We start from the raw sequence: 18658 nt of genomic DNA, 5'->3' as shown, positions 1-18658 counted from the left end.
AGTCTGCCGGGTTTGCCTGCAAAAACGTTATGTGTTGCACTCGAATGACACGTGCCGAGGGCAGGGTGGGGAGTGCGATGCGATTGCGCTACATCGAGTTGTTCCATGCCGTATTGAGCACCGGCAGCCTGACCGGCGCGGCGAACCTTCTGAACATCTCGCAGCCTGCCGCGAGCAAGGCGTTGCAGCAGGCCGAAAACCATCTGGGCTTTCCCCTGTTCAGTCGCGTGCGCGGGCGCCTGCAGCCCACCCAGCAGGCGCTGCTGATGCGCCACCACATCGACCGCATCATGCAGGAGATGTACGACCTGCAGCGTCTCTCGACCAACATCGCCCGCCCTGAGAGCCATCCGCTGCGGGTGACCTGCACGCCCACCCTGGCGCAGACCCTGGTGCCCGACGCGATCGCGCGGCTGGGCAAGGTCTACCCCGACACCAGCATCGAGCTCTATACCCAGCATTCGGCGGCGATGTGCGAATCGCTGATGCTGCGCGAAAGCGACATCGGCCTCACCTTGCAGGACATGAGCCGCCACGGGCTGCTGCAGCAATCGCTGTGCGACGGCAGCATCATGGTGATCGCCCCGCCGGGCTGGTGGCCGGAGCGCGACCTCGCGAAGCCGCTGCCGATCAGCGCGCTGGCCGGCCAGCCGATGATCGGCATCACGGTGCAGGACGCGATGGGCAACATGCTGCACGGGCATCTCGCCGAGGTCGAACCCGCGCCGCGTGCGCACGTCTGGGTGCAGACCTACCAGCTCGCCTGCTCGCTGGTCGCGCGTGGCGGCGGACTGGCGCTGGTGGACCCCTTCACCGCGCGCTGCAGCAAGGAGCCGTTGCAGACGCGTCCGCTGAAACTGCAGCTCGACGTCACCCTGCGCGCCGTCTACCGGCCGGACAGTCCGTTGAACGGCGTGCAGACGCGTTTCCTCGACTACGTGCGCGAGTTCGCGCAGAGCTTGCTGGCCTGAGGGCTGCGGTTGTGCGGCATCAGGAAACGGATGCCGCCGCAGGCTGCGTCCGCCCAGGCCGGTAAGGGCCGTAGTAGCGCGACATCAGATACAGCATGCAGAGAGGGACCAGCAGGTACTTCGACGTGATGCAGAGCAGCTGGGAAATCAGCCCGTAGTTCCCGCCGATGCCGTCGCCGCCGAAGAACGAGAAGAACCAGAAAGCCGTCAGCGCCGCCAGGAGGATGAAGTTGTTGCCGTCGCCGCCGGCGATCTTCTGCTGGCAGAGCGGGAACGTCCTGCGGAAGAAGTGCTGGACGATGTAGAGCGAAGGCACCGCGACGAACGGAAACAGCGCCCACACGGACAGGTGCAGGCCTTCGGCACCGAGCGCGATGTCGGCGTGCGTGGTGATCGCCCTGAGCGGCACGTAGCCCCACAGGTTGCCGGCGCACATCAGGCAGAGCCAGTAGGCGAACGCGGTGCCGAAGCGGCTTGTTCCGACGGCCGTCCACCGGATCAGGCCGTAGACGATGAAGTACAGCAGACCGTTGCCGATGAAGGGGCCGGCGAGGGCGATCAGCGCGGCATCGAGTCCGTGCCCGCTGGCGAATATCGGCGGGTAGTTGACGTTGTCGTCCACGTCGCCGAGGAAGAGGAAGTTGTCGAGCGTCGGGTGCCCGTAGTCGATCCCGAACGGGGTGCCCATCCAGCCCAGGCTCCACGCCATCACCGAATGGGAGTACTCGTGGGTCAGGTAGGCGATGGCGTGGGTTACCAATAACAGCACGAATGAAGCGATCAGGAAGCGGATGTTTCCGCCGGTGATCTTTACGTCCATGACCGCCCCTTGATGGTTTGCCTGCTTCGTTACGCCTGTGCGGTACTGCCGCGATGGAACATCAGCCGGCCTGCCGCCAGTCGCGCACCACGTCCGCGAACCGCAGGCAATCCGCGTAGCGGTTGTACAGCGGTGCGGGCGAGATGCGGATGACGTCGGGCTCGCGCCAGTCGCCGACCACACCGTGTTCCATCAGATGGTCGAACAGCGCGCGCCCGCGTTCGCGTCCGCCGTGCACGCGGATGGAAAGCTGCGCGCCGCGACGCGCGGGATCGGCGGGCGTGAGCACGTCCAGCACGTCGGCGAGCTGCGTCTGCACCAGCCATTCCAGGTAGCCGGTGAGCTTGAGCGATTTCTCGCGCAGCCGCGCCATGCCGGCGCGATGAAAGACTTCCAGCGATACGCGCAGCGGCGCCAACGCAAGGATGGGCGGGTTGCTGAGCTGCCAGCCGTCCGCGCCGGGCGTGGGCACGAACTCAGGGCCCATGCGGAAACGCGAGGTCTTGTCGTGGCCCCACCAGCCGGCGAAGCGCGGCAGCACGGCGCGCGCGTGGCGCTCGTGCACGAAGGCGCCGCCGACCGCGCCGGGGCCGCTGTTGAGGTACTTGTAGCTGCACCAGATCGCGAAGTCGGCGCCGCTGTCGTGCAGGCGTATCGGCAGGTTGCCCACGGCGTGGGCGAGGTCGAAGCCCACCACGCAGCCGTGCCGGTGCCCGAGTGCGGCGATGGCCTCGAGGTCGAAGGCCTGGCCGCTGCGGTACTGCACGCCGGGCAGCATCACCAGTGCGATGCGCGAGCCATGCTCGGCCAGCGCGCGCTCGATGGCCGCCATCGACAACGTGCCGTTGGGTTCGTCAGCTTCAAGCTCGATCAGCGTGGTGGCCGGGTCGAAACCGTGGAAGCGGATCTGCGACTCCAGCGCGTAGCGGTCGGTGGGGAAGGCGCCGGCTTCCATCAGGATCGCCGGACGTTCGGCGGTGGGGCGATAGAAGCTCACCATCATCAGGTGCAGGTTCACACCCAGCGTGTTCATCGCCACCACCTCGGACGGCAGCGCACCGACCACTTCGGCGAGGTGGTCGCGCACGAACTCGTGGTAGTCCATCCACGGCAGGCGGCCTTTGAAGTGGCCTTCCACGCCGAGCTGCGCCCAGTCGTCCAGCTCGGCGGCGAGCGCGGCGCGCACGGCGCGCGGCTGCAGGCCCAGCGAGTTGCCGCAGAAGTACGCACTGTCGTGACCTGCGTGCGGCGGTATCAGGAATTCGTCGCGGAACGCGCGCAGCGGATCGGCGGCATCGGCGGCTTGCGCCCAGGCGGCGGTGGCTTGGTAGTCGGTCATCGGAGGGTTCTGCATGGGCATGTGTCTTGCGCAGGGCGCACCCTTATGCGCGATTGCCTTGCGTTTCGTACCCAGCGAAAGGCAATCGCGCACGGGGTGCGCCCTCTATGGGGTTTCCGTTACTGCAGCCGCGCGGCGATGGCGTCGCAGCCGCGGTCGAAGGCGGCGATCCACGACGCGCCGGACTGGCTCTGCTGGGGACGCACGCAACGCAGTTGGATCGCATAGCCGCCCTTGAACCAGTAACGCTCGCGGTAATGGGAGGGCACGCCCGCTTCCTGCGCGGTGTAGCTGAGGTTGTCGGGGCTGGAGGTGCCGAGCGCCTTGTAGGCCTGCAGGGTCGTGGCCTTGCCGGCGGCCTGGCTCTGGTAGGCGCGGAACTGGTCGAGACCGGACACCTGGGTCACCGTGACGGTGACGCGCGCCAGCACCGTCTGGCCGGTGGGCGAGGGGTCGGGCACCTCGAAGGCACGCACCTCCGGGTTGCCGTCGGTGTCCATGATGTCCATCCAGTTGTCCGGCGTGCTGAAGGTGACGCTGCCGTTGGCCATGCTGACGTCGGTGGCCGCTGCGGGTGCGGCGGCAAGCATGCCGAGCGCGAGCGCGAAGGCGGCGACGGCGGTGCGCGGAAAATGCATGCGAAATCCTCAGGCGATGGTGTCGGGAGCGAAACGCTGCTTGGGCAGGCCCAGCCATTCCAGCGCCGTGCCGTGGAACAGGCGGGCGCGGTCGGCATCGCTCAGGCCCAGGGCCTCGATGCCGCTGCCGGGCTCCTGTTCGCCCAGCGGGAAAGGATAGTCGGTGCCCAGCATCACCTGCTGTGTGCCGGTCAGTTCCAGCAGCCAGCGCAGCGCCTGGTCGTCGTGCACGCAGGAGTCGAAGTAGAAGCGATGGAGGTACTCGCGCGGATTGCGCGGGTTGTCGGTGGCGACCAGGTCGGGGCGCATCTTGAAGCCGTGTTCGATGCGGCCTACGGTCCACGGGAAGCTGCCGCCGCCGTGGGCCAGCATCACGCGCAGCTTCGGCAGCCGCTCCAGCACGCCGCCGAAGGCGAGGCAGCAGGCGGCGCGCGCCTGCTCGGCGGGCATGCCCACCAGCCACGGCAGCCAGTACTTGGGCATGCTGGCCATGCCCATCATGTCCCAGGGATGCACCAGCACCGCGGCGCCGAGGTCGGCGGCGGCTTCGAAGAACGGGAACAGTTCCGGCGCGTCGAGGTTCCAGTCGTTGCAGTGCGAACCGACCTGCACGCCCTGCAGGCCGAGCTCGTCGATGCAGCGCTCCAGTTCGCGCACGGCGAGGTCGGGCGCCTGCAGCGGCACGGTGCCGATACCCGCGTAGTGGCGCGGGTAGTCGCGGCAGATGCCGGCCATGTGGTCGTTGAGGTGCCGGTGCAGCTCCAGCGCCTGGTAACCCGGCGCCCAGTACGAGAACAGCACCGGCACGGTGGAGATCACCTGCACGTCCACGCCGAAGCGCGCGTAATCGGCGATGCGCATCTGCGGGTCGAAGGCCGAATCCCACACTTCGCGGAAGAACCGGCCGTCCTTGTAGATGCGGTGGCGGTCGTCGCTGTGGGTCATCACCGGAAAACGCTCGTCGCCGAACCGGGCGGCGAGGTTAGGCCAGTCGCGGGGCAGGATGTGCGCGTGGGTATCGATCTTCAGCATCCGCGCAGTGTAAGCCAACGGCCAAACCGTGGATCGGGGCATACCCTGCAAAAGCGGAAGCGCGGCCCGGCCCCGGGCCTAGCCCCGGGGGACCGCCTGCGCGCGGCGCAGCACGTGGGCCAGCGTGTTGATGTTGTCGGTGAGGCGGTCGCTGAGCCGCAGCAGCGGGTCGGTCTCCTGCGGTTCGCCCGCCTGCTCCAGCGTGGCGGCCAACGTCTGCTGCAGGGCGCGCAGGTCGGGCAGCTCGTCCGGCGCATGGCGCTCGCGCAGTGCGACGGCGATGGCGTGCATGGCATCCGCGCAGGTGGCGACGAACTCGTTCATGGCGGCCGGGCGGGAGGGCGCATCGTCGTCCAGCGCCTCCAGGGTCATCGCGGTGCGCGCCAGGCGGTTGCCGTTGGCGAACAGCGCGCGCGCCAGTTCCAGCAGCGCCAGCGGCGTGGCCGGTTCCACGCGCATGCGTTCGAGCGAGGCCGCCGCGTTGCTGCGCGCGGTGCGCGCCAGGCTGCGGGTTTCGCGCTGCGCTTCGCGCTGCCCCGGCATGGCCAGCGCGCGCAGGTAGCCGGCATAGGCGTCCAGCATCTCGGCGAGCGCCGCCCGCGCGCGGCCACGTTCCCAGGTGGGCCACGCGAGGTACGCGGCCATCGCCATGCCGCAGCCCATCACGGTGTTGATGACGCGATCGGTCACCGCCACGCCGGAATTGACGCCCTCGTACGACAGCAGGATCACCACCGTGCCGGTGAGCGCGGCCACCGCGATGCCGTAGTGCGCGTTGGCCAGCCAGCGGAACGCCATGCACAGCAGCGCCATCAGCGCGAGATGCGCCCAGGGCGAGGCCGGGGTGAGGTGCAGCAGGGCGGTGGTCAGCACCAGGCCCAGCACCGTGCCGACCACGCGCAGCAGGCCGAAGTTGAAGGTGGCGGCGAAGTCGGCGCGCAGCACGATGGCCGTGGTCATCGGCAGCCAGTAGCCATGCGGCAGGTTGAGCAGGCGCGATACGAGCAGCGCCGCACTGAGGCAGGCCGCGGTGCGCAGCGCATGGCGGAAGGCCACCGAATGCAGGGTGAGGTTGGCGCGCAGCACGGCCCACGTCGAACTGCTCTGCAGCGTGCGCGGCAATTGCGTTTCCGCCGCGGCCGCGCGCAGCTCGCCGCGGCTGCCGGCCCAGTTCGCATTGCGCACCGCGGCGGCCAGCTGGCCGTCCAGCGCGCGCAGGTGCGCGGCCAGCTTGTAGGGCATGTCCTGGATGTCGCTGCGCATGGCGTCGAGCGCGCGTTCCGCCTGCCGCGGTGGTTCGCCGACCTCCAGCGCGTGCGCAAGGGCGTCCAGTACGCGCGCGGCATCTTCGCGGTAGCGGGCATGCGCGGCGGGGTCCGCATGCAGGGCGGAGATCGCGGTCAGCTCCAACCGGATGCGCTCGGCCAGTTCCAGCAGCACGGTGAAAGCTTCCATCGCGCGGCCGTGCGAACGGTAGCGGCCGAGCAGGGTGTGCTGCAGCGAAGTCATCGCATCGGTGAGCGCGGGAGTGGCGTTCTCGTCGTCGCCGGGCTGGCGCGCCAGCCCGGCGAGGCCGGCATACACGCCGGCCAGCGCAAGACGTTCCGGGCGATAGCGCTGCAGCGGCCACTCGGCCACCGCGAACAGGGTGAGCAGCAGGCCGCCGCAGGCAATCAGGCCGGAAACGGGCAACGCATCCTTGGCGGGCAGCGGCGTGGCGGCGGCGATCACCAGCAGGATCATGCTGGTCATGCCCACGCGCGCGGCGTCGATGCCGAACACCACCAGCATGCCGCCGCAGAAACCGAACACGGCAGTGGCCAGCAGCATCGGCAGCAGCTCGCCGCCGACGGTGAAGCCCACCAGCGCGGCCAGTCCCGCCACCAGCGTCGCCAGCAGCAGCCAGAGCATGCGCTGGCGATACGGGCCGGGCTGGTCGGAGAACATCGTGTCCAGCGCACCGGCGCTGACGCCCAGGCCGATTTCCGTGTGCCCGGTGGCCAGCCCCACGCCCAGCGGCAGGACCACCGCCAGCGTATTGCGCAGCACCACCCACAACGGCACCTCCGGCCGCTTGGTCAGCGTCAAGGTTTCGACGAACTGTGCGCGCAGGGAATAGCCGCTGTTGGGCATGGGGTCCGGATGTTGCAGGGGGTATCGGGATTCTGCCCTAAGCCGCCTGAAACTGTCGTGCCGGTGCGTCGATTCGCTACCATCGACGACACGCTACGGCCATGTCATGACCATGTCGCTCAAGAACCCGTTCGAACTGATGGCCGGATACAACCGGTGGATGAATGACAAGCTTTACGATGCCGCATCGCGGTTGGACGCGGCGGCGATGCATGAGGATCGGGGCGCGTTCTTCGGTTCGCTGTTCGGCACGCTCAACCACCTGCTGGTGGCCGACACCATCTGGCTGAAGCGCTTCGCCGATCATCCGGCGGCGTTCCGCTCGCTGGCTCGCGTGCGCGACTTGCCGCATCCGTACTCGCTTGCGGAGGTTCTGTACCCCGAGTTCGATTCGCTGCGCGAAGCGCGTCGCGACATGGACGAAACGATCGTGCGGCTCTGTGCGGAAGCGAGGGACGATGCGTACGACCAGGCCTTGACCTACAGCAACCGCTCAGGCCAGGTGTTTGTCAGGAAGTTCGGGCATCTGATGCAGCATTTCTTCAACCATCAGACGCACCACCGCGGGCAGGTCACCACCCTGCTCAGCCAGTCGGGCATCGATGTGGGCGTGACGGACTTGTCCGCGATGCTGCCCGAGGCGGATTGACGGCGCCGGTTGGCCCGGCGCCGTCCTTGCGTGTCAGGCGCGCCCGGCGAACTCGCCGGTCAGCGTGTTCACCCACACCTTCTCGTCGTTGGTGATGTATTCGGGCACCTGGATCTCCACGCCGGTATTGAGCTTGGCCGGCTTGGTGCGCTTGGTGGCGCTGGCGCCCTTCAGCTCCGGCGCGGTGTCCACCACGGTGAGCACCACGCTGGTGGGTACCTGCAGGCCCACCGGCGCGTCGTCGATCAGTTGCACGTGGAAGCCTTCCACGTCTTCGACGATGTAGCCGGCGTTGTCGCCTACCAGCTCGGGGTCGAGCAGGTACTGGGTGTAGTCCTCCGCATCCATGAACACGAAGGCCTCGCCGTCCTTGTAGGAATAGTTGGCGGCGCGGCGCACCAGGTCCATTTCCTTCAGGTCGTCGTCGGCGCGCAGGCTGAGGTCGAACTTGCGGCCGCCGGGGATGGAATACAGGGTGAAGCGGAAGGTGACGTTGCCGCCGCGCGCGGTGGGCGAGCTGCGCTCGATGTCGCGCACCTGGTACACGGTGCCTTCGTGCTCGACCACGTTGCCTTTCTTGACGTCGGAAGCTTTCATTGGGTGGTTGCCTTGCTGCTTGGTTCGGTTGGGAGGAATCCCTGGTCCGCCAGGAACCGCTGTTCGCGCCGATGGGCATCGGCGAGTGCGTCCGGATCGGGATCGAAATCGTCTTCCTGGTTATCCAGCCTGCGTGTCAGCAAGTGTCCCAGGTTCGGGTACAACGCCAATTCGCAGGTGGCCTGCGCCGCATGCATGCGTTCGCAGAATGCCTTGGCGCCACTGGGGCGAGTCAAGGTATCGGCTTCGCCCTGCACGATCAGCGCGGGGGGTGTTGTGGCATCGGCGTGTTCCAGCGGCGAGTACGCGGACGGTTCCGCGCGGCCTTGCAGCAGGTGGCGGAACCAGCCGTCGCGGGCGGTGTTCACCGCAGGCGAAACCAGCAGCATGGCGTTCGGCCGGGTCTGCTGCGGGGTTCCGGTGTCGGCCGGGCAGGCCAGTGTGCCGGCGCTGGCAACCAGGTGGCCGCCTGCCGAGACGCCGTACCCGGCAACGCGTTCGGGATCCAGCTTCAGCTCGGTCGCATGCCGGCGTGCCCAGGCAAAGGCGGCGCAGGTATCCGCAAAGGCATCGATCGGGGTGAGTTTGTCCGCCGACAGTCGATAGTCGATCGCGATCGCCACCAGGCCCAGCGCCGCGAAACGGCGCGCATCGTCGAAGCTCCAGTCGGCGCTGCCGCCGCGCCAGCCGCCGCCATGGAACAGCAGGATCGCGGCGCGCGGTGTTCGAGCCGCCGTGGCCGGCGGCTCGAACACATAGGCGCCCAGCGATTGTCCGTCCACCTTGCGGTAGACATGATGATTTGGCGCGGGGTCCATCGGCTGCGTGGCCGCCGTTGCGCCGGTCGCCAGCAGCATGGCCGCCAGTCCGGAAAACCTGCGTAATCCCTTCATGGTTTCTCCTCTTTCCTGTGGAGGCCGGAATCCGGTGGCGCGCATGCTGGCTGGCGCTGGGCGGTTACTTCGGCTGCAGCCGCACCGCGCCGTCGAGGCGGATGGTCTCGCCGTTGATGTAGCGGTTGCCGAGGATGAAGGCCACGGTCTGCGCGAATTCTTCCGGCTTGCCGAGGCGCGACGGGAAGGGGATGGAGGCGGACAGCGATTCCTGCACCTGCGGCGGCATGCCGTCGACCATCGGCGTCCAGAAGATGCCCGGCGCGATGGTGGCCACGCGGATGCCGAAGCGCGACAGCTCGCGCGCCATCGGCAGGGTCATGCCGACCACGCCGCCCTTGGAGGCGGAATAGGCCGCTTGGCCGATCTGCCCTTCGTAGGCGGCCACGGAGGCGGTGTTGACGATCACGCCGCGTTCGCCGTCTTCGCCTGCTTCATTGTTCTGCATCAGCGCCGCGGCGGCCTTGGCCACGTTGAAGCTGCCGACCAGGTTCACCATCACGGTGCTGGCGAAGGTGGACAGCGGCATCGGGCCTTCCTTGCCCAGCACGCGGCCGGCGCCGAGGATGCCGGCGCAGTTCATCACCACGTTGAGCCCGCCCATCGCTTCGCGCGCGGCGGCGACGTTGGCGGTGACGCCGTCCTCGCTGGTCACGTCGGTCTTGTAGAAGCGCGCGACGTCGCCCAGCGACTTGGCGGCGGCCTGGCCCTTTTCCTCATTGACGTCGAACAGCGCCACCTTGGCGCCATGGGCGACGAGATGCTGTGCCACCGCGTGGCCGAGACCGGAGGCGCCGCCGGTGATGATCGCCTTGACCTGATCGAGCTGCATGTCGGGAAATTCCGTGGATGTCGAAATGGGCATTTTAGCAGCGTCATTCTCCGGCGCAGGCGGGGCGGATGGCGCGCTGCGGGGAATTCACGTTGGGTTGAGGGTGTCCGGTGGATGGTTGCACCGTCGCGATAAGGCTTGTATCGGGACAGGGGGGGACGGGCACGTCAGGGCACGGTGTGCTGGCAAATCCAACCGAGGAGGTTTCGATGAAAAAGTTGATTGCAATCGTGTTGAGTGGTTCTCTGCTGGCTTCGACCGGCGCAGCGTTCGCGCAACAGTACGGGCCGGGCCCGGATCATGGTCACCCGCAGTATCACGGCATGCATGACCAAGGGCGCCACGAAGGCTGGTACAAGAAGGGCGGCCGTCTGCCGCAGTCCTATCGCGGGCAGCAGTACGTGGTGTCCGACTGGCACAGGGACCATCTGCGTCCGCCGCCGCGCGGCTACCACTGGGTTCGCAGCGACAATGGCGATTTCCTGCTGGTGGCGGTCACCACGGGCGTGATCGCCAGCATCATCGCGGCCGCCGCATCCGGCAATTGATGTGTACGGATTCCCTGCCGAGGCCTGTTGGCTTCGGCAGGGAATCGCTCAGGCGTGGCCTAAGATCTGCCCGAGAGCGGTCGTCGACGCCAGGGCGGCGAACGGCGTGACGGGTGGCGGCGGCACGGGCGCCGGCTGAAGCTCTTTCTGCCACACGCCCACGTCCCACCATTGCCCCAGCTTCCAGCCGCTCTGTCGCCACACGCCGGCGGGTGCGAAACCCATCGCCTCGTGCAGGGCTACGCTGGCGGTGCCGGGCAGGGTGATGACGCCCACGGCCTGCGTGAGGCCCTGCAGGCGCATTACATCGAACAGGCATCCGTAGAGTCGCCGCGCAATGCCGCGGCCTTGTGCGGCGGCATCGACGTAGATCGAGGTTTCGGCGATCCAGTCGTAGGCCGCGCGCTCGCGAAAGCGGTAGGCATAGGCGTAGGCCAGCACTTCGCCGCCTTCCTCCCATACCAGCCAGGGATAGTTCGGCAGCCGTGCACGTATGCGTTCGCGCATTGCGTCCGCGCCGGGCAGCGCGGTTTCGAACGTGGCCATGCCTGCGGTGACGTGCGGCGCGTAGATCGCGTGGATGGCGCTGGCGTCTGCCTCGTGTGCAACGCGGATCATCGGATGGCGTTCCTCATTTCTTTTCGTATTTCCAGTTGCGGCGCTTGCCTTCGGCCAGCCACTCCAGCGTAGTGGCGAGTCGCTTCTGGCGGGTGGCGTCGGTTTTCGCCTCGGCGATCCAGGCAATGTATTCGCGCCGGCAGCCATCCGGAAAACCCTCCCAGCTCTTGCGTGCGGCGGCGTGCTTGCGCTGGGCGAGCAGGGCGATGAAATCCTCGGGCGGCGTGGGCGGCGGTTTGGTGCCGGTTTTGGCGCGCGTCGATTTCACGCCCGCCTCGTTCAACGCCATCGCTTTCCCGATCAGGGCGATCAGCGTTTTCTTCGCAGGCAGATCCTTGGTCGAGGTGATCTTGCCGAACTGGCCCATGCCGTCTTCCGCATCGCCGCCGGTAACCTGCCTGCTCAGCCAGAAGCCGAAGCCGCAGTGCTGCTTGAACGAGGCCATCATGCACAGCGAGGCGCCGCGATAGACAAAGAACGGCATGCTCCACTTGATCGTCTCCTCGACGTCCGGACAGGCCGAATGCACCGTGGCGCGCAGGTATTCGAGGATGGGGCGGGCGAACTCGGCGGACTTGGCGATGTAGGCGTCGATGCGCGGATCGTGGCTCGTCATGGCGCACCTCAAAGCTCGCGGATGAAGAAACGGTCGCAACTGAAGTGCCCGGTGCCGCCCATCGGCGCGCACAGCGGGACGAAGCCGGACTTCGCGTACAGCGCCTGCGCGGCGTCCATGCCGGTGAGCGTCTCCAGGTAGCAGCGGCGGAAACCGTGCGCGCGCGCCGCGTCGAGGCAGCGCTGCATCATCGCGGCGCCGGCGCCGATGCCGCGCGCCTCCGGCAGGAAGTACATCTTGCGCAGCTCGCACACGTCCGGCTCGCCGTTCACCAGCGGCGCGATGCCGCCGCCGCCGATCACCCTGCCGTCGCGTTCGACGACGAAGTAGCTGCAACGGGGCTGCGCGTAGGCCGCGCTCATGCTGTCCACCTCGGCATCGTGGATCGCGAAGCCGGGGCCGTCGGCGCCGAACTCGGGCATCACCGCGCGGATGATCGCTGCAACCGCGGCGTCGTCGCGCGGCTCTATGGGGCGGATCAGGGATGGCGACATGTCGGCTCCGGCGGGTGGTCGTGCCGATTATTCCATTCCCCGCTGCGGACGCCAGTGACGGGTTGAATCCAACGGCATGGTTCGTTGCATCCAAGCCTTCGACATCCGCGCTTGTGCGGACTGGACACGATCAGGAGAGCGCAATGAGGAACCACCCCATCCATGCCCGTTCGCCCAGGACGCGGCTGCGTTTGCTGGCTTTCGCCCTGGCCTGCGCGGCAGGCATGCCCGTGGCCATGGCGGCGACCCCGGCCATGAACCCCACGCTGCCCGACACGCCGGTCGGAAAGCTCGCCGCCACGCTGGTGCGGCATATCGACGCCGACAATCCGGCGCAGATCCGCCAGTGGGCTCCCGGCATCCTGTCGGCGTCCGTCGACCCTGACGACAAGACGGACTTCATTGCCGGCCTGGTTTCGGCCGTGCGCGACGAAGGCGGCGTGGACGTGTTCGACGTGCGCACGGACCCGCACCAGCCGGGGCTGCTCGAAGTCGCCGTCAAGGGACGACGCAACGCGCAGGCCGGCCTGTTCTGGCTGATCGCCGACCCGGCGCATCCCGGCCAGTTCGCGCAGGTGCACCTGGTCGGGATGGACAATCCGCTTTTTGCCGACTGGCCCAAGGGGCCGGTGTCGCACGCGGAGCTGGGAAAACAGATACACGCCGTGCTGGACCGGCTGGTGAGCGTGTCCGACTTCTCCGGTTGCGTGACCGTGCTCGATGGCGGCGAGACCGTGTTCGACGAATGCCGCGGCCTGGCCGACCGCAGCTTCAACGTGCCGGTCGATCACCAGACGAAGTTCCATGTCGGCTCGGTCGGCAAGATGTTCACCGCGGTCGCCATCGCGCAGCTGGTCGAGGCCGGCAAGCTGTCGTGGGACGACACGCTGGCGGAGCGGGTGCCGGAGTATCCCGACCAGGCGACGGCGAAGAAGATCACCGTGTGGGAGCTGCTGCACCACACCTCGGGCCTGGGCGATTTCATGGTGCCGGATTATTTCGAGCACGCCCAGCGTTACGTCAATCCGGCGGACTACCTGGGATTGATCGCCCGCCAGCCCAAAGTGGGCGAGCCGGGCAAGGGGCTGAGCTACAGCAACGCCGGCTACGTCCTGCTTGGCCGCATCATCGAGAACGTCTCCGGCGAAAGCTATTTCGACTACATCCAGCATCACATCTTCGAGCCCGCGCACATGGCGTCCAGCGGCTTCGACAGCGAGGACGAGATCGTGCCCGGGCTGGCGGTCGGCTACTACCACGACGACGGGGCGTTTTCCCGCAAGTGGAAGGCCAACTGGGTGCTGGGCGTCTACAAGGGCAGTCCCGCGGGCGGCGGTTATTCCACCAATGCCGACCTGTTGCGGTTCGCCACGGCCCTGCACGGCGGCAAGCTGCTCAAGCCCGCGACGCTGGCGAAGATGTCCGACGACGAAGTGCCGAATGAAGGCGGCCCCGGTGCCATTGGCGCCGGCATCGACGAGCGGCTCTCGCACGGCCGTCATATCCGCGGGCACCAGGGCGGCATCGAAGGCACCACGGCGGACCTGGAGATGATCTCGGAAACCGGCGCGGCCGTGGCCCTGACCAGCAACGAAGGGCTTTCGCAGCACTGGTTGCTGGCCGAACAGATCGCTGATCTGCTAGCCGCCGAAGGCGCCAAGAACTGAGTTCCGGAAAGCGCGTCGTTCAATCACCCGTCATCAAGGCCGTACGGCTCGATACACCTGCTGGAGCAAACCCATGGAATTCCTTTTCATTCCCTTCGTAGTGATGTCGGCTCCGGTCCTCATCGTCCTGATCCTGCTGCGCTACCGCTATCTGCAGACGCAGGCGCGCTACCGCACCCTGATGCAACTGGCCGACAAGGGCGTGGAGTTGCCGCCGCAACTGCTGGTGGAACCGCAGGTGGCCTATTGCGAACGGCGCCGTGCGCTGGTGCTGATCAGCATCGGCCTGGGGTTGATGGGGATGCTGCTTGCGTTGCCGGGTCAGCTCGACAGCGGCCGTAGCATCGGCAGTCTGTGGGGGCTGGGCCTGCTGCCCCTGATGACCGGCCTGGGCTATCTCGCCAGCTGGTGGTTGAACCGGCGCGAAAGCCGGCATGACTGACGGCGATGCCGAGGCGCGCGTCGACCAGGCCCTGGTGGCGCGCGCCCTGCTGGACCAGGACCGCAGGGCGTTCGAGCAGCTGCTGCGCCGCCATCAGGGCATGGTGCGCGCCCAGCTGCGTCGACTGCTGCACGGCGACGAGGCCACGGCCGACGACCTGGCGCAGGAAACCTTCCTGCTGGCGTGGCGCAAGCTGGACCAGTTCCGCGGCGAGTCGCGTTTCTCCACCTGGCTCTACCGCATCGCCTACAGCTGTTTCCTGCAGGCATTGCGCAAGCGGGCGTGGGTCGCGGACGAAGCCGGGGAGGGCGAACTCGAACGGTTTCCGGCAGCGCCGCAGCCGGTCGACCTGCAGCTGGACGTCGAGCGTGCGATGCGGCGCCTGTCCGCCGCCGAGCAGGCGGTACTGTTGCATTGCGTGCAGCTTGGCCTCAGCCACGAAGAGGCCTCCTATGTGCTGGCGATGCCGCTGGGCACGGTGAAGACCCATGCGCTGCGCGGCAAGGCGAAACTCAAGGCCTGGCTTTCGGCCTGGCAAGAATCCACTGGTGAGGAGCGGACATCATGAGCGATCTGCATGACGACGAGATCGAGGCATTGCTGCGCCGGAGCTTCGAAGGCCCCGTGCCCGATGCGGGCTTCAGCGAAAAGCTTATGCAGCAGTTGCCGCCGCGTCCCCGCCGTGCCGCGTGGCCGTTGTGGAGCGGCGTTCTGGTTGGAGCGGCGGGTTGCGGGCTGAGCCTGCTGCATTCGTCCTTGCTGGGTGCCGGCCTGCACGACTGGCTGCATGGCGCATGGTCGGCACCGGCGGCTGCGCTGCTGCTGGCGGCGGCCGGCATGTCGCTGCTGGCGTGCTGGTGGAGCATGGCCGAAGCGGATGCGCGCTGACCCGCAATAAGTTCGGGCGTGCGGGCAGGGAGATCGCCTTAAGCGATCCTGGCCCCGCGCCAGTGGCGACCGATGGGCGGCCGGCAGAATCGACGGACGCAAAAAAAGCCGGCATCAGCCGGCTTTTTTCGTGACGCGCGAAGCGAGTGGCTTACGCCAGTTCGCGGATCTTCGCGTTCAGGCGGCTCTTGTGGCGAGCGGCCTTGTTCTTGTGGATCAGGCCACGCGAGGCGTAGCGATCCATCACCGGCTGAGCGGCGGCGAAGGCTTCCACGGCGGCTGCCTTGTCCTTGGACTCGATGGCCTTGACGACCTTCTTCAGCGCGGTGCGCACCATGGAACGGGCGCTGATGTTGCGCAGGCGGCGCTGCTCGGACTGGCGCGCACGCTTCTTCGCGGACTTGATGTTGGCCAAGGTAAAACTCCCGAATCGCGGGTTGCAGGTTGGAGAAAGAGGCGAATTATGCGGGTGATTCGCTCACGCGTCAAGCATTTAGGCGGTCGGGGCGGCGACATTGCCCGCATTCGGCCATGATCCGCCGGTGATCTTGCCCGCGCCGGCTGGCAGACTGTGCGCCCATTGCCCGCACTATCCAGGATTCCTTACCGGATGAAGTCCCCCAGCATGTTCCGCGGGCTGCTCTCGTTCAGCAGCATGACGATGATATCGCGCGTGCTCGGCCTGGTCCGGGACATGTCGCTCAACGTGGTGTTCGGCGCCAATGCCGTCACCGACGCGTTCTGGGTGGCGTTCCGCATTCCCAACTTCATGCGCCGGTTGTTCGCCGAGGGCTCGTTCTCCACGGCGTTCGTGCCGGTGTTCACCGAGGTGAAGGAGAAGGGCACGCACGAGGACCTGAAGGCGCTGATGGCGCGCGTCTCGGGCACGCTGGGCGCGGTGGTGCTGCTGGTGACCGCGCTGGGGCTGATCTTCGCGCCGCAGGTGGCGACGCTGTTCGAGCCGGGCGCGTTGAACCAGCCGCACAAGTTCGACCTCACGATCGATTTGCTGCGACTGACGTTCCCGTTCCTGTTCTTCGTGTCGCTGACCGCACTTGCCGGGGGCGTGCTCAACAGTTTCCATCGCTTCGCGTTGCCGGCGCTGGCGCCGGTGATCCTCAACGTCTGCATGATCGCGGGCGCGCTATGGCTGTCGAAGCGGCTGGCGGTGCCGATCATGGCGATGGGCTGGGCGGTGCTGGCGGCGGGCATCCTGCAGTTGCTGTTCCTATTGCCGTCGCTGCGCAGGCTCGACCTGCTGGTGTCGCCGCGCTGGGGCTGGCGCCACCCTGAAGTGCGGCGCATCCTCAAGCTGATGGTGCCTACGCTATTCGGCTCCTCGGTGGCGCAGATCAACCTGCTGCTGGACACGGTGATCGCCTCGCTGCTGATCACCGGCTCGCAGAGCTGGCTATCGCTGTCTACCCGTTTCCTCGAACTGCCGCTGGGCGTGTTCGGCGTGGCGCTGGGTTCGGTGGTGCTGCCGTCGCTGTCGCGCCATCACGTGAACACGGATCGCGAGGGTTTTTCGCGCGCGCTGGACTGGGGCCTCCGCCTCACCCTGCTGATCTCGGTGCCGGCGATGTGCGCGCTGCTGCTGCTGAGCGGGCCCATCATCAGCACGCTGTTCCAGCATGGGCGCTTCAATGCGTTCGACACGCAGATGTCCACGCTGTCCATCCTCGCGCTGTCCTGCGGCCTGCCGGCCTTCGCGCTGGTGAAGGTGCTGCTGCCCGCGTTCTATGCGCGGCAGGACACCCGGACCCCGGTGCGCGCCGGCGTGGCGGCGATGGTGACGAACATGCTGTTCAACGGCGTGTTCATCGTGATGCTGTTCGAGATGTGGGCGACGCCGGCGGCGCGGCAGGCCGGCTGGATGGCCGGCATCGCGCAGGTGCCGGGGCTGCACCTGGCGCTGGGCATCGCCAGCTCGCTGTCCAGCTATCTCAACTTCGTGCTGCTGTGGCACTGGCTGAGGCGCACCGGCGTCTACCGGCGCCAGCCGGGCTGGCTGCGCCACTGGACGCGGCTGGCGCTGGCCTGCGCGGCGATGGTGCTGGTGCTGGCGGCGGGTCGCTGGCTCTGGCCGGACTGGGACCATGTCGCCACCTTCACCCGCGTCTGGCGTCTCGGCGTGCTGGTGGCGGCGGGCGGGGTGGCGTACGTGGCGACGCTGTTTGCGGCCGGCTTGAGGATGCGGGATCTGCGGGCCGTGTGAGGGCGGTCTGCTTCATGGAGGCGATCCTCCCTGGTCGCGAAGATCAGGAGGCAGGCCTCCATAGCTGCACTCTTCACAAAAGTCATGCGCCATCGGGGCGTGACCGGGAGCGGCCCGATATACTGCCGCGATGACGAAACTTTCCCGCGATATCGCAGGCTCCTGCCTGGCGCCCAACGGCAGCGTGGTGGCGATCGGTGCGTTCGACGGCCTGCATCGGGGCCACCAGGCCCTGTTTGCGCAAGTGCAGCGCCGTGCCCGCTCCCTGGGCTGCGCGGCGGCCGTGGTGACGTTCGAACCGCTGCCACGGACCTACTTCTCGGCCGAGCCGCTGCCCCGCCTTTCCAGCGTGCGCGAAAAGCTGCTCGGCTTTGCGGCGGCGGGTTTCGAGCAGGTGCACATGCTGCGCTTCAATGCCGAACTGGCGGCGATGTCCGCCCGGGACTTCGTGCAGCGCATCCTGGTCGAGCGCCTGGCCGCCAAAGAAGTGTGGGTGGGCGCGGACTTCCGCTTCGGACACAAGCGCGAAGGCGACGTGGCCCTGCTGCGCGAACTGGGCGAAAAGGCCGGCTTCGCGGGCTGCGTGATGCCGTCGATCCTGTTGGATGGCGCCCGTGTCTCCGCCAGCCGCGTGCGCCAGTTGCTGGGCGCGGGCAATTTTGCCGCCGCCACCCCCTTGCTCGGCCGTCCGTTCGTGATCGAAGGCAAGGTGGAATACGGCAACCAGCTCGGCCGCACGCTGGGCTTCCCCACCGCCAACGTGCATCTGCGCGAGCGGATCAGCCCGGTGCAAGGCATCTTCGCCGTGCGCGTCGGGCTGGGCGAGGGCGAGTGCAGCTGGCCGGGCGTGGCCAGTCTGGGCGTGCGCCCCACGGTGAACCAGGTCAGCCGGCCGCTGCTGGAGACCCACCTGTTCGATTTCGAGGGCGACCTCTACGGGCGGCGCATGGCGGTGGAGTTCGTCGCCAAGCTGCGCGACGAGCAGAAATTCGACGGCCTGGATGCGCTGAAGGCGCAGATGAATCATGATGCGCATTCGGCCCGGCAGATCCTGGGCATGAATCCGGTACTGGCCCGCGCATGAGCAACCGCAAGCCCAACCTGCCGCATTCCGTCCGCGGGCGCGCCAGCGCCGTCGCGGCGATCATTATTATTTGAAGGCATCCGCCCGCAGCGCGAGCGCCTGCCGCCGCGCGCGGTGGGCGGTACAACAGCGCTCCGGGCCGGGCGGCTTCGGGGCGGGACTGAAGAGGCACCCGAAGC

At 67.6% G+C, this 18658-nt stretch carries 21 protein-coding genes; 9 read left to right on the top strand and 12 right to left on the bottom strand.

Going from position 1 to position 18658, the window contains the following annotated elements; genetic code table 11:
- The first annotated feature begins 77 nt into the window (after positions 1-77).
- The gene (locus IHE46_RS09040) at positions 78-971 is read left to right on the top strand and encodes a LysR substrate-binding domain-containing protein (protein WP_192164301.1); all 894 of its coding nucleotides are present in this window, start codon (positions 78-80) and stop codon (positions 969-971) included.
- Between the two features lie 19 nt (positions 972-990).
- On the opposite strand, the gene IHE46_RS09035 is transcribed toward IHE46_RS09040, so the two are convergent.
- The 5 genes from IHE46_RS09035 to IHE46_RS09015 form a co-directional block, all read right to left on the bottom strand.
- On the bottom strand, positions 991-1791 hold the full coding sequence (locus IHE46_RS09035; protein ID WP_192164300.1) for a hypothetical protein: 801 nt from the start codon (positions 1789-1791) through the stop codon (positions 991-993).
- Between the two features lie 61 nt (positions 1792-1852).
- A complete protein-coding gene (gene kynU / locus IHE46_RS09030; protein WP_192164299.1) occupies positions 1853-3130 on the bottom strand; it encodes a kynureninase in 1278 nt (425 codons plus the stop codon).
- 119 nt (positions 3131-3249) lie between these two features.
- A complete protein-coding gene (locus tag IHE46_RS09025) occupies positions 3250-3768 on the bottom strand; it encodes a hypothetical protein (protein ID WP_192164298.1) in 519 nt (172 codons plus the stop codon).
- Positions 3769-3777: 9 nt separating this feature from the next.
- Positions 3778-4818, bottom strand: a complete 1041-nt coding sequence (locus IHE46_RS09020) for an amidohydrolase family protein (protein ID WP_225562925.1) — start codon at positions 4816-4818, stop codon at positions 3778-3780.
- 60 nt (positions 4819-4878) lie between these two features.
- Positions 4879-6933 (bottom strand): FUSC family protein, encoded by a 2055-nt coding sequence (locus IHE46_RS09015; protein ID WP_192164297.1) that lies wholly within the window; start codon positions 6931-6933, stop codon positions 4879-4881.
- On the opposite strand from IHE46_RS09015, the gene IHE46_RS09010 reads away from it, so the two are divergent.
- Positions 6932-7582 (top strand): DinB family protein, encoded by a 651-nt coding sequence (locus IHE46_RS09010; protein WP_343230016.1) that lies wholly within the window; start codon positions 6932-6934, stop codon positions 7580-7582. The two genes, IHE46_RS09015 and IHE46_RS09010, sit on opposite strands and share 2 nt — an antisense overlap.
- 33 nt (positions 7583-7615) lie before the next feature.
- Here IHE46_RS09010 and yeiP read toward each other — a convergent pair whose 3' ends face one another.
- The 3 genes from yeiP to IHE46_RS08995 form a co-directional block, all read right to left on the bottom strand.
- Positions 7616-8179 (bottom strand): elongation factor P-like protein YeiP, encoded by a 564-nt coding sequence (gene yeiP, locus IHE46_RS09005; protein ID WP_192164296.1) that lies wholly within the window; start codon positions 8177-8179, stop codon positions 7616-7618.
- Entirely contained in the window at positions 8176-9072 is an 897-nt protein-coding gene (locus tag IHE46_RS09000; protein ID WP_192164295.1) for an alpha/beta hydrolase fold domain-containing protein, read from the bottom strand. Before IHE46_RS09000 ends, yeiP begins: the two co-directional genes overlap by 4 nt.
- Positions 9073-9136: 64 nt before the next feature.
- On the bottom strand, positions 9137-9904 hold the full coding sequence (locus tag IHE46_RS08995) for an SDR family NAD(P)-dependent oxidoreductase (RefSeq protein WP_192164294.1): 768 nt from the start codon (positions 9902-9904) through the stop codon (positions 9137-9139).
- Between the two features lie 209 nt (positions 9905-10113).
- On the opposite strand from IHE46_RS08995, the gene IHE46_RS08990 reads away from it, so the two are divergent.
- Positions 10114-10452: an RcnB family protein gene (locus tag IHE46_RS08990; protein ID WP_192164293.1), complete on the top strand. Its 339-nt coding sequence runs from the start codon at positions 10114-10116 to the stop codon at positions 10450-10452.
- A 48-nt stretch (positions 10453-10500) separates the two neighbouring features.
- On the opposite strand, the gene IHE46_RS08985 is transcribed toward IHE46_RS08990, so the two are convergent.
- From IHE46_RS08985 to IHE46_RS08975, 3 genes are read right to left on the bottom strand one after another with little or no spacing between them, the layout of a single operon-like run.
- Complete coding sequence (locus tag IHE46_RS08985) at positions 10501-11070, bottom strand: GNAT family N-acetyltransferase (protein WP_192164292.1); 570 nt, start codon at positions 11068-11070, stop codon at positions 10501-10503.
- 13 nt (positions 11071-11083) lie between these two features.
- Entirely contained in the window at positions 11084-11686 is a 603-nt protein-coding gene (locus IHE46_RS08980) for a YdeI/OmpD-associated family protein (protein ID WP_192164291.1), read from the bottom strand.
- Between the two features lie 8 nt (positions 11687-11694).
- Positions 11695-12180 carry a GNAT family N-acetyltransferase gene (locus IHE46_RS08975; RefSeq protein WP_192164290.1) on the bottom strand — a complete coding sequence of 162 codons (486 nt, stop codon included), beginning with the start codon at positions 12178-12180 and terminating at the stop codon, positions 11695-11697.
- 143 nt (positions 12181-12323) lie between these two features.
- On the opposite strand from IHE46_RS08975, the gene IHE46_RS08970 reads away from it, so the two are divergent.
- The 4 genes from IHE46_RS08970 (at position 12324) to IHE46_RS08955 (ending at position 15177) form a co-directional block, all read left to right on the top strand.
- Positions 12324-13847: a serine hydrolase domain-containing protein gene (locus IHE46_RS08970; RefSeq protein WP_225562924.1), complete on the top strand. Its 1524-nt coding sequence runs from the start codon at positions 12324-12326 to the stop codon at positions 13845-13847.
- A 73-nt stretch (positions 13848-13920) separates the two neighbouring features.
- Positions 13921-14289, top strand: coding sequence for a DUF6249 domain-containing protein (locus IHE46_RS08965; RefSeq protein WP_192164289.1), 369 nt, complete (start codon positions 13921-13923; stop codon positions 14287-14289).
- A complete protein-coding gene (locus IHE46_RS08960) occupies positions 14282-14857 on the top strand; it encodes an RNA polymerase sigma factor (protein ID WP_192164288.1) in 576 nt (191 codons plus the stop codon). Before IHE46_RS08965 ends, IHE46_RS08960 begins: the two co-directional genes overlap by 8 nt.
- On the top strand, positions 14854-15177 hold the full coding sequence (locus tag IHE46_RS08955; RefSeq protein ID WP_192164287.1) for a hypothetical protein: 324 nt from the start codon (positions 14854-14856) through the stop codon (positions 15175-15177). The genes IHE46_RS08960 and IHE46_RS08955 overlap by 4 nt, the downstream gene beginning before the upstream one ends.
- Positions 15178-15328: 151 nt before the next feature.
- Here IHE46_RS08955 and rpsT read toward each other — a convergent pair whose 3' ends face one another.
- Positions 15329-15592 (bottom strand): 30S ribosomal protein S20, encoded by a 264-nt coding sequence (rpsT, locus tag IHE46_RS08950; RefSeq protein WP_181301634.1) that lies wholly within the window; start codon positions 15590-15592, stop codon positions 15329-15331.
- Between the two features lie 195 nt (positions 15593-15787).
- Here rpsT and murJ point away from each other — a divergent pair, with 195 nt between their 5' ends.
- Both murJ and IHE46_RS08940 read left to right on the top strand, forming a co-directional pair.
- Complete coding sequence (gene murJ / locus IHE46_RS08945; protein WP_192164286.1) at positions 15788-17395, top strand: murein biosynthesis integral membrane protein MurJ; 1608 nt, start codon at positions 15788-15790, stop codon at positions 17393-17395.
- A gap of 130 nt (positions 17396-17525) precedes the next feature.
- Positions 17526-18479, top strand: a complete 954-nt coding sequence (locus IHE46_RS08940) for a bifunctional riboflavin kinase/FAD synthetase (protein WP_192164285.1) — start codon at positions 17526-17528, stop codon at positions 18477-18479.
- Positions 18480-18658 lie beyond the last annotated feature (179 nt).

It is taken from the genome of Rhodanobacter sp. DHG33 (genome assembly GCF_014843005.1).
Taxonomy (GTDB): Bacteria; Pseudomonadota; Gammaproteobacteria; order Xanthomonadales; family Rhodanobacteraceae; genus Rhodanobacter_A.
Note: the sequence above shows the minus strand (reverse complement) of the source record. Positions and strands in the feature narration are given on the sequence as shown.

Coding starts and splice junctions, on each gene's coding strand:
- IHE46_RS09040 (WP_192164301.1), top strand. CDS start 78: ATGCGATTGCGCTACATCGAGTTGTTCCATGCCGTATTGAGCACCGGC.
- IHE46_RS09035 (WP_192164300.1), bottom strand. CDS start 1,791: ATGGACGTAAAGATCACCGGCGGAAACATCCGCTTCCTGATCGCTTCA.
- kynU (WP_192164299.1), bottom strand. CDS start 3,130: ATGACCGACTACCAAGCCACCGCCGCCTGGGCGCAAGCCGCCGATGCC.
- IHE46_RS09025 (WP_192164298.1), bottom strand. CDS start 3,768: ATGCATTTTCCGCGCACCGCCGTCGCCGCCTTCGCGCTCGCGCTCGGC.
- IHE46_RS09010 (WP_343230016.1), top strand. CDS start 6,932: ATGGGGTCCGGATGTTGCAGGGGGTATCGGGATTCTGCCCTAAGCCGC.
- IHE46_RS09015 (WP_192164297.1), bottom strand. CDS start 6,933: ATGCCCAACAGCGGCTATTCCCTGCGCGCACAGTTCGTCGAAACCTTG.
- yeiP (WP_192164296.1), bottom strand. CDS start 8,179: ATGAAAGCTTCCGACGTCAAGAAAGGCAACGTGGTCGAGCACGAAGGC.
- IHE46_RS09000 (WP_192164295.1), bottom strand. CDS start 9,072: ATGAAGGGATTACGCAGGTTTTCCGGACTGGCGGCCATGCTGCTGGCG.
- IHE46_RS08995 (WP_192164294.1), bottom strand. CDS start 9,904: ATGCAGCTCGATCAGGTCAAGGCGATCATCACCGGCGGCGCCTCCGGT.
- IHE46_RS08990 (WP_192164293.1), top strand. CDS start 10,114: ATGAAAAAGTTGATTGCAATCGTGTTGAGTGGTTCTCTGCTGGCTTCG.
- IHE46_RS08985 (WP_192164292.1), bottom strand. CDS start 11,070: ATGATCCGCGTTGCACACGAGGCAGACGCCAGCGCCATCCACGCGATC.
- IHE46_RS08980 (WP_192164291.1), bottom strand. CDS start 11,686: ATGACGAGCCACGATCCGCGCATCGACGCCTACATCGCCAAGTCCGCC.
- IHE46_RS08975 (WP_192164290.1), bottom strand. CDS start 12,180: ATGTCGCCATCCCTGATCCGCCCCATAGAGCCGCGCGACGACGCCGCG.
- IHE46_RS08970 (WP_225562924.1), top strand. CDS start 12,324: ATGAGGAACCACCCCATCCATGCCCGTTCGCCCAGGACGCGGCTGCGT.
- IHE46_RS08965 (WP_192164289.1), top strand. CDS start 13,921: ATGGAATTCCTTTTCATTCCCTTCGTAGTGATGTCGGCTCCGGTCCTC.
- IHE46_RS08960 (WP_192164288.1), top strand. CDS start 14,282: ATGACTGACGGCGATGCCGAGGCGCGCGTCGACCAGGCCCTGGTGGCG.
- IHE46_RS08955 (WP_192164287.1), top strand. CDS start 14,854: ATGAGCGATCTGCATGACGACGAGATCGAGGCATTGCTGCGCCGGAGC.
- murJ (WP_192164286.1), top strand. CDS start 15,788: ATGAAGTCCCCCAGCATGTTCCGCGGGCTGCTCTCGTTCAGCAGCATG.
- IHE46_RS08940 (WP_192164285.1), top strand. CDS start 17,526: ATGACGAAACTTTCCCGCGATATCGCAGGCTCCTGCCTGGCGCCCAAC.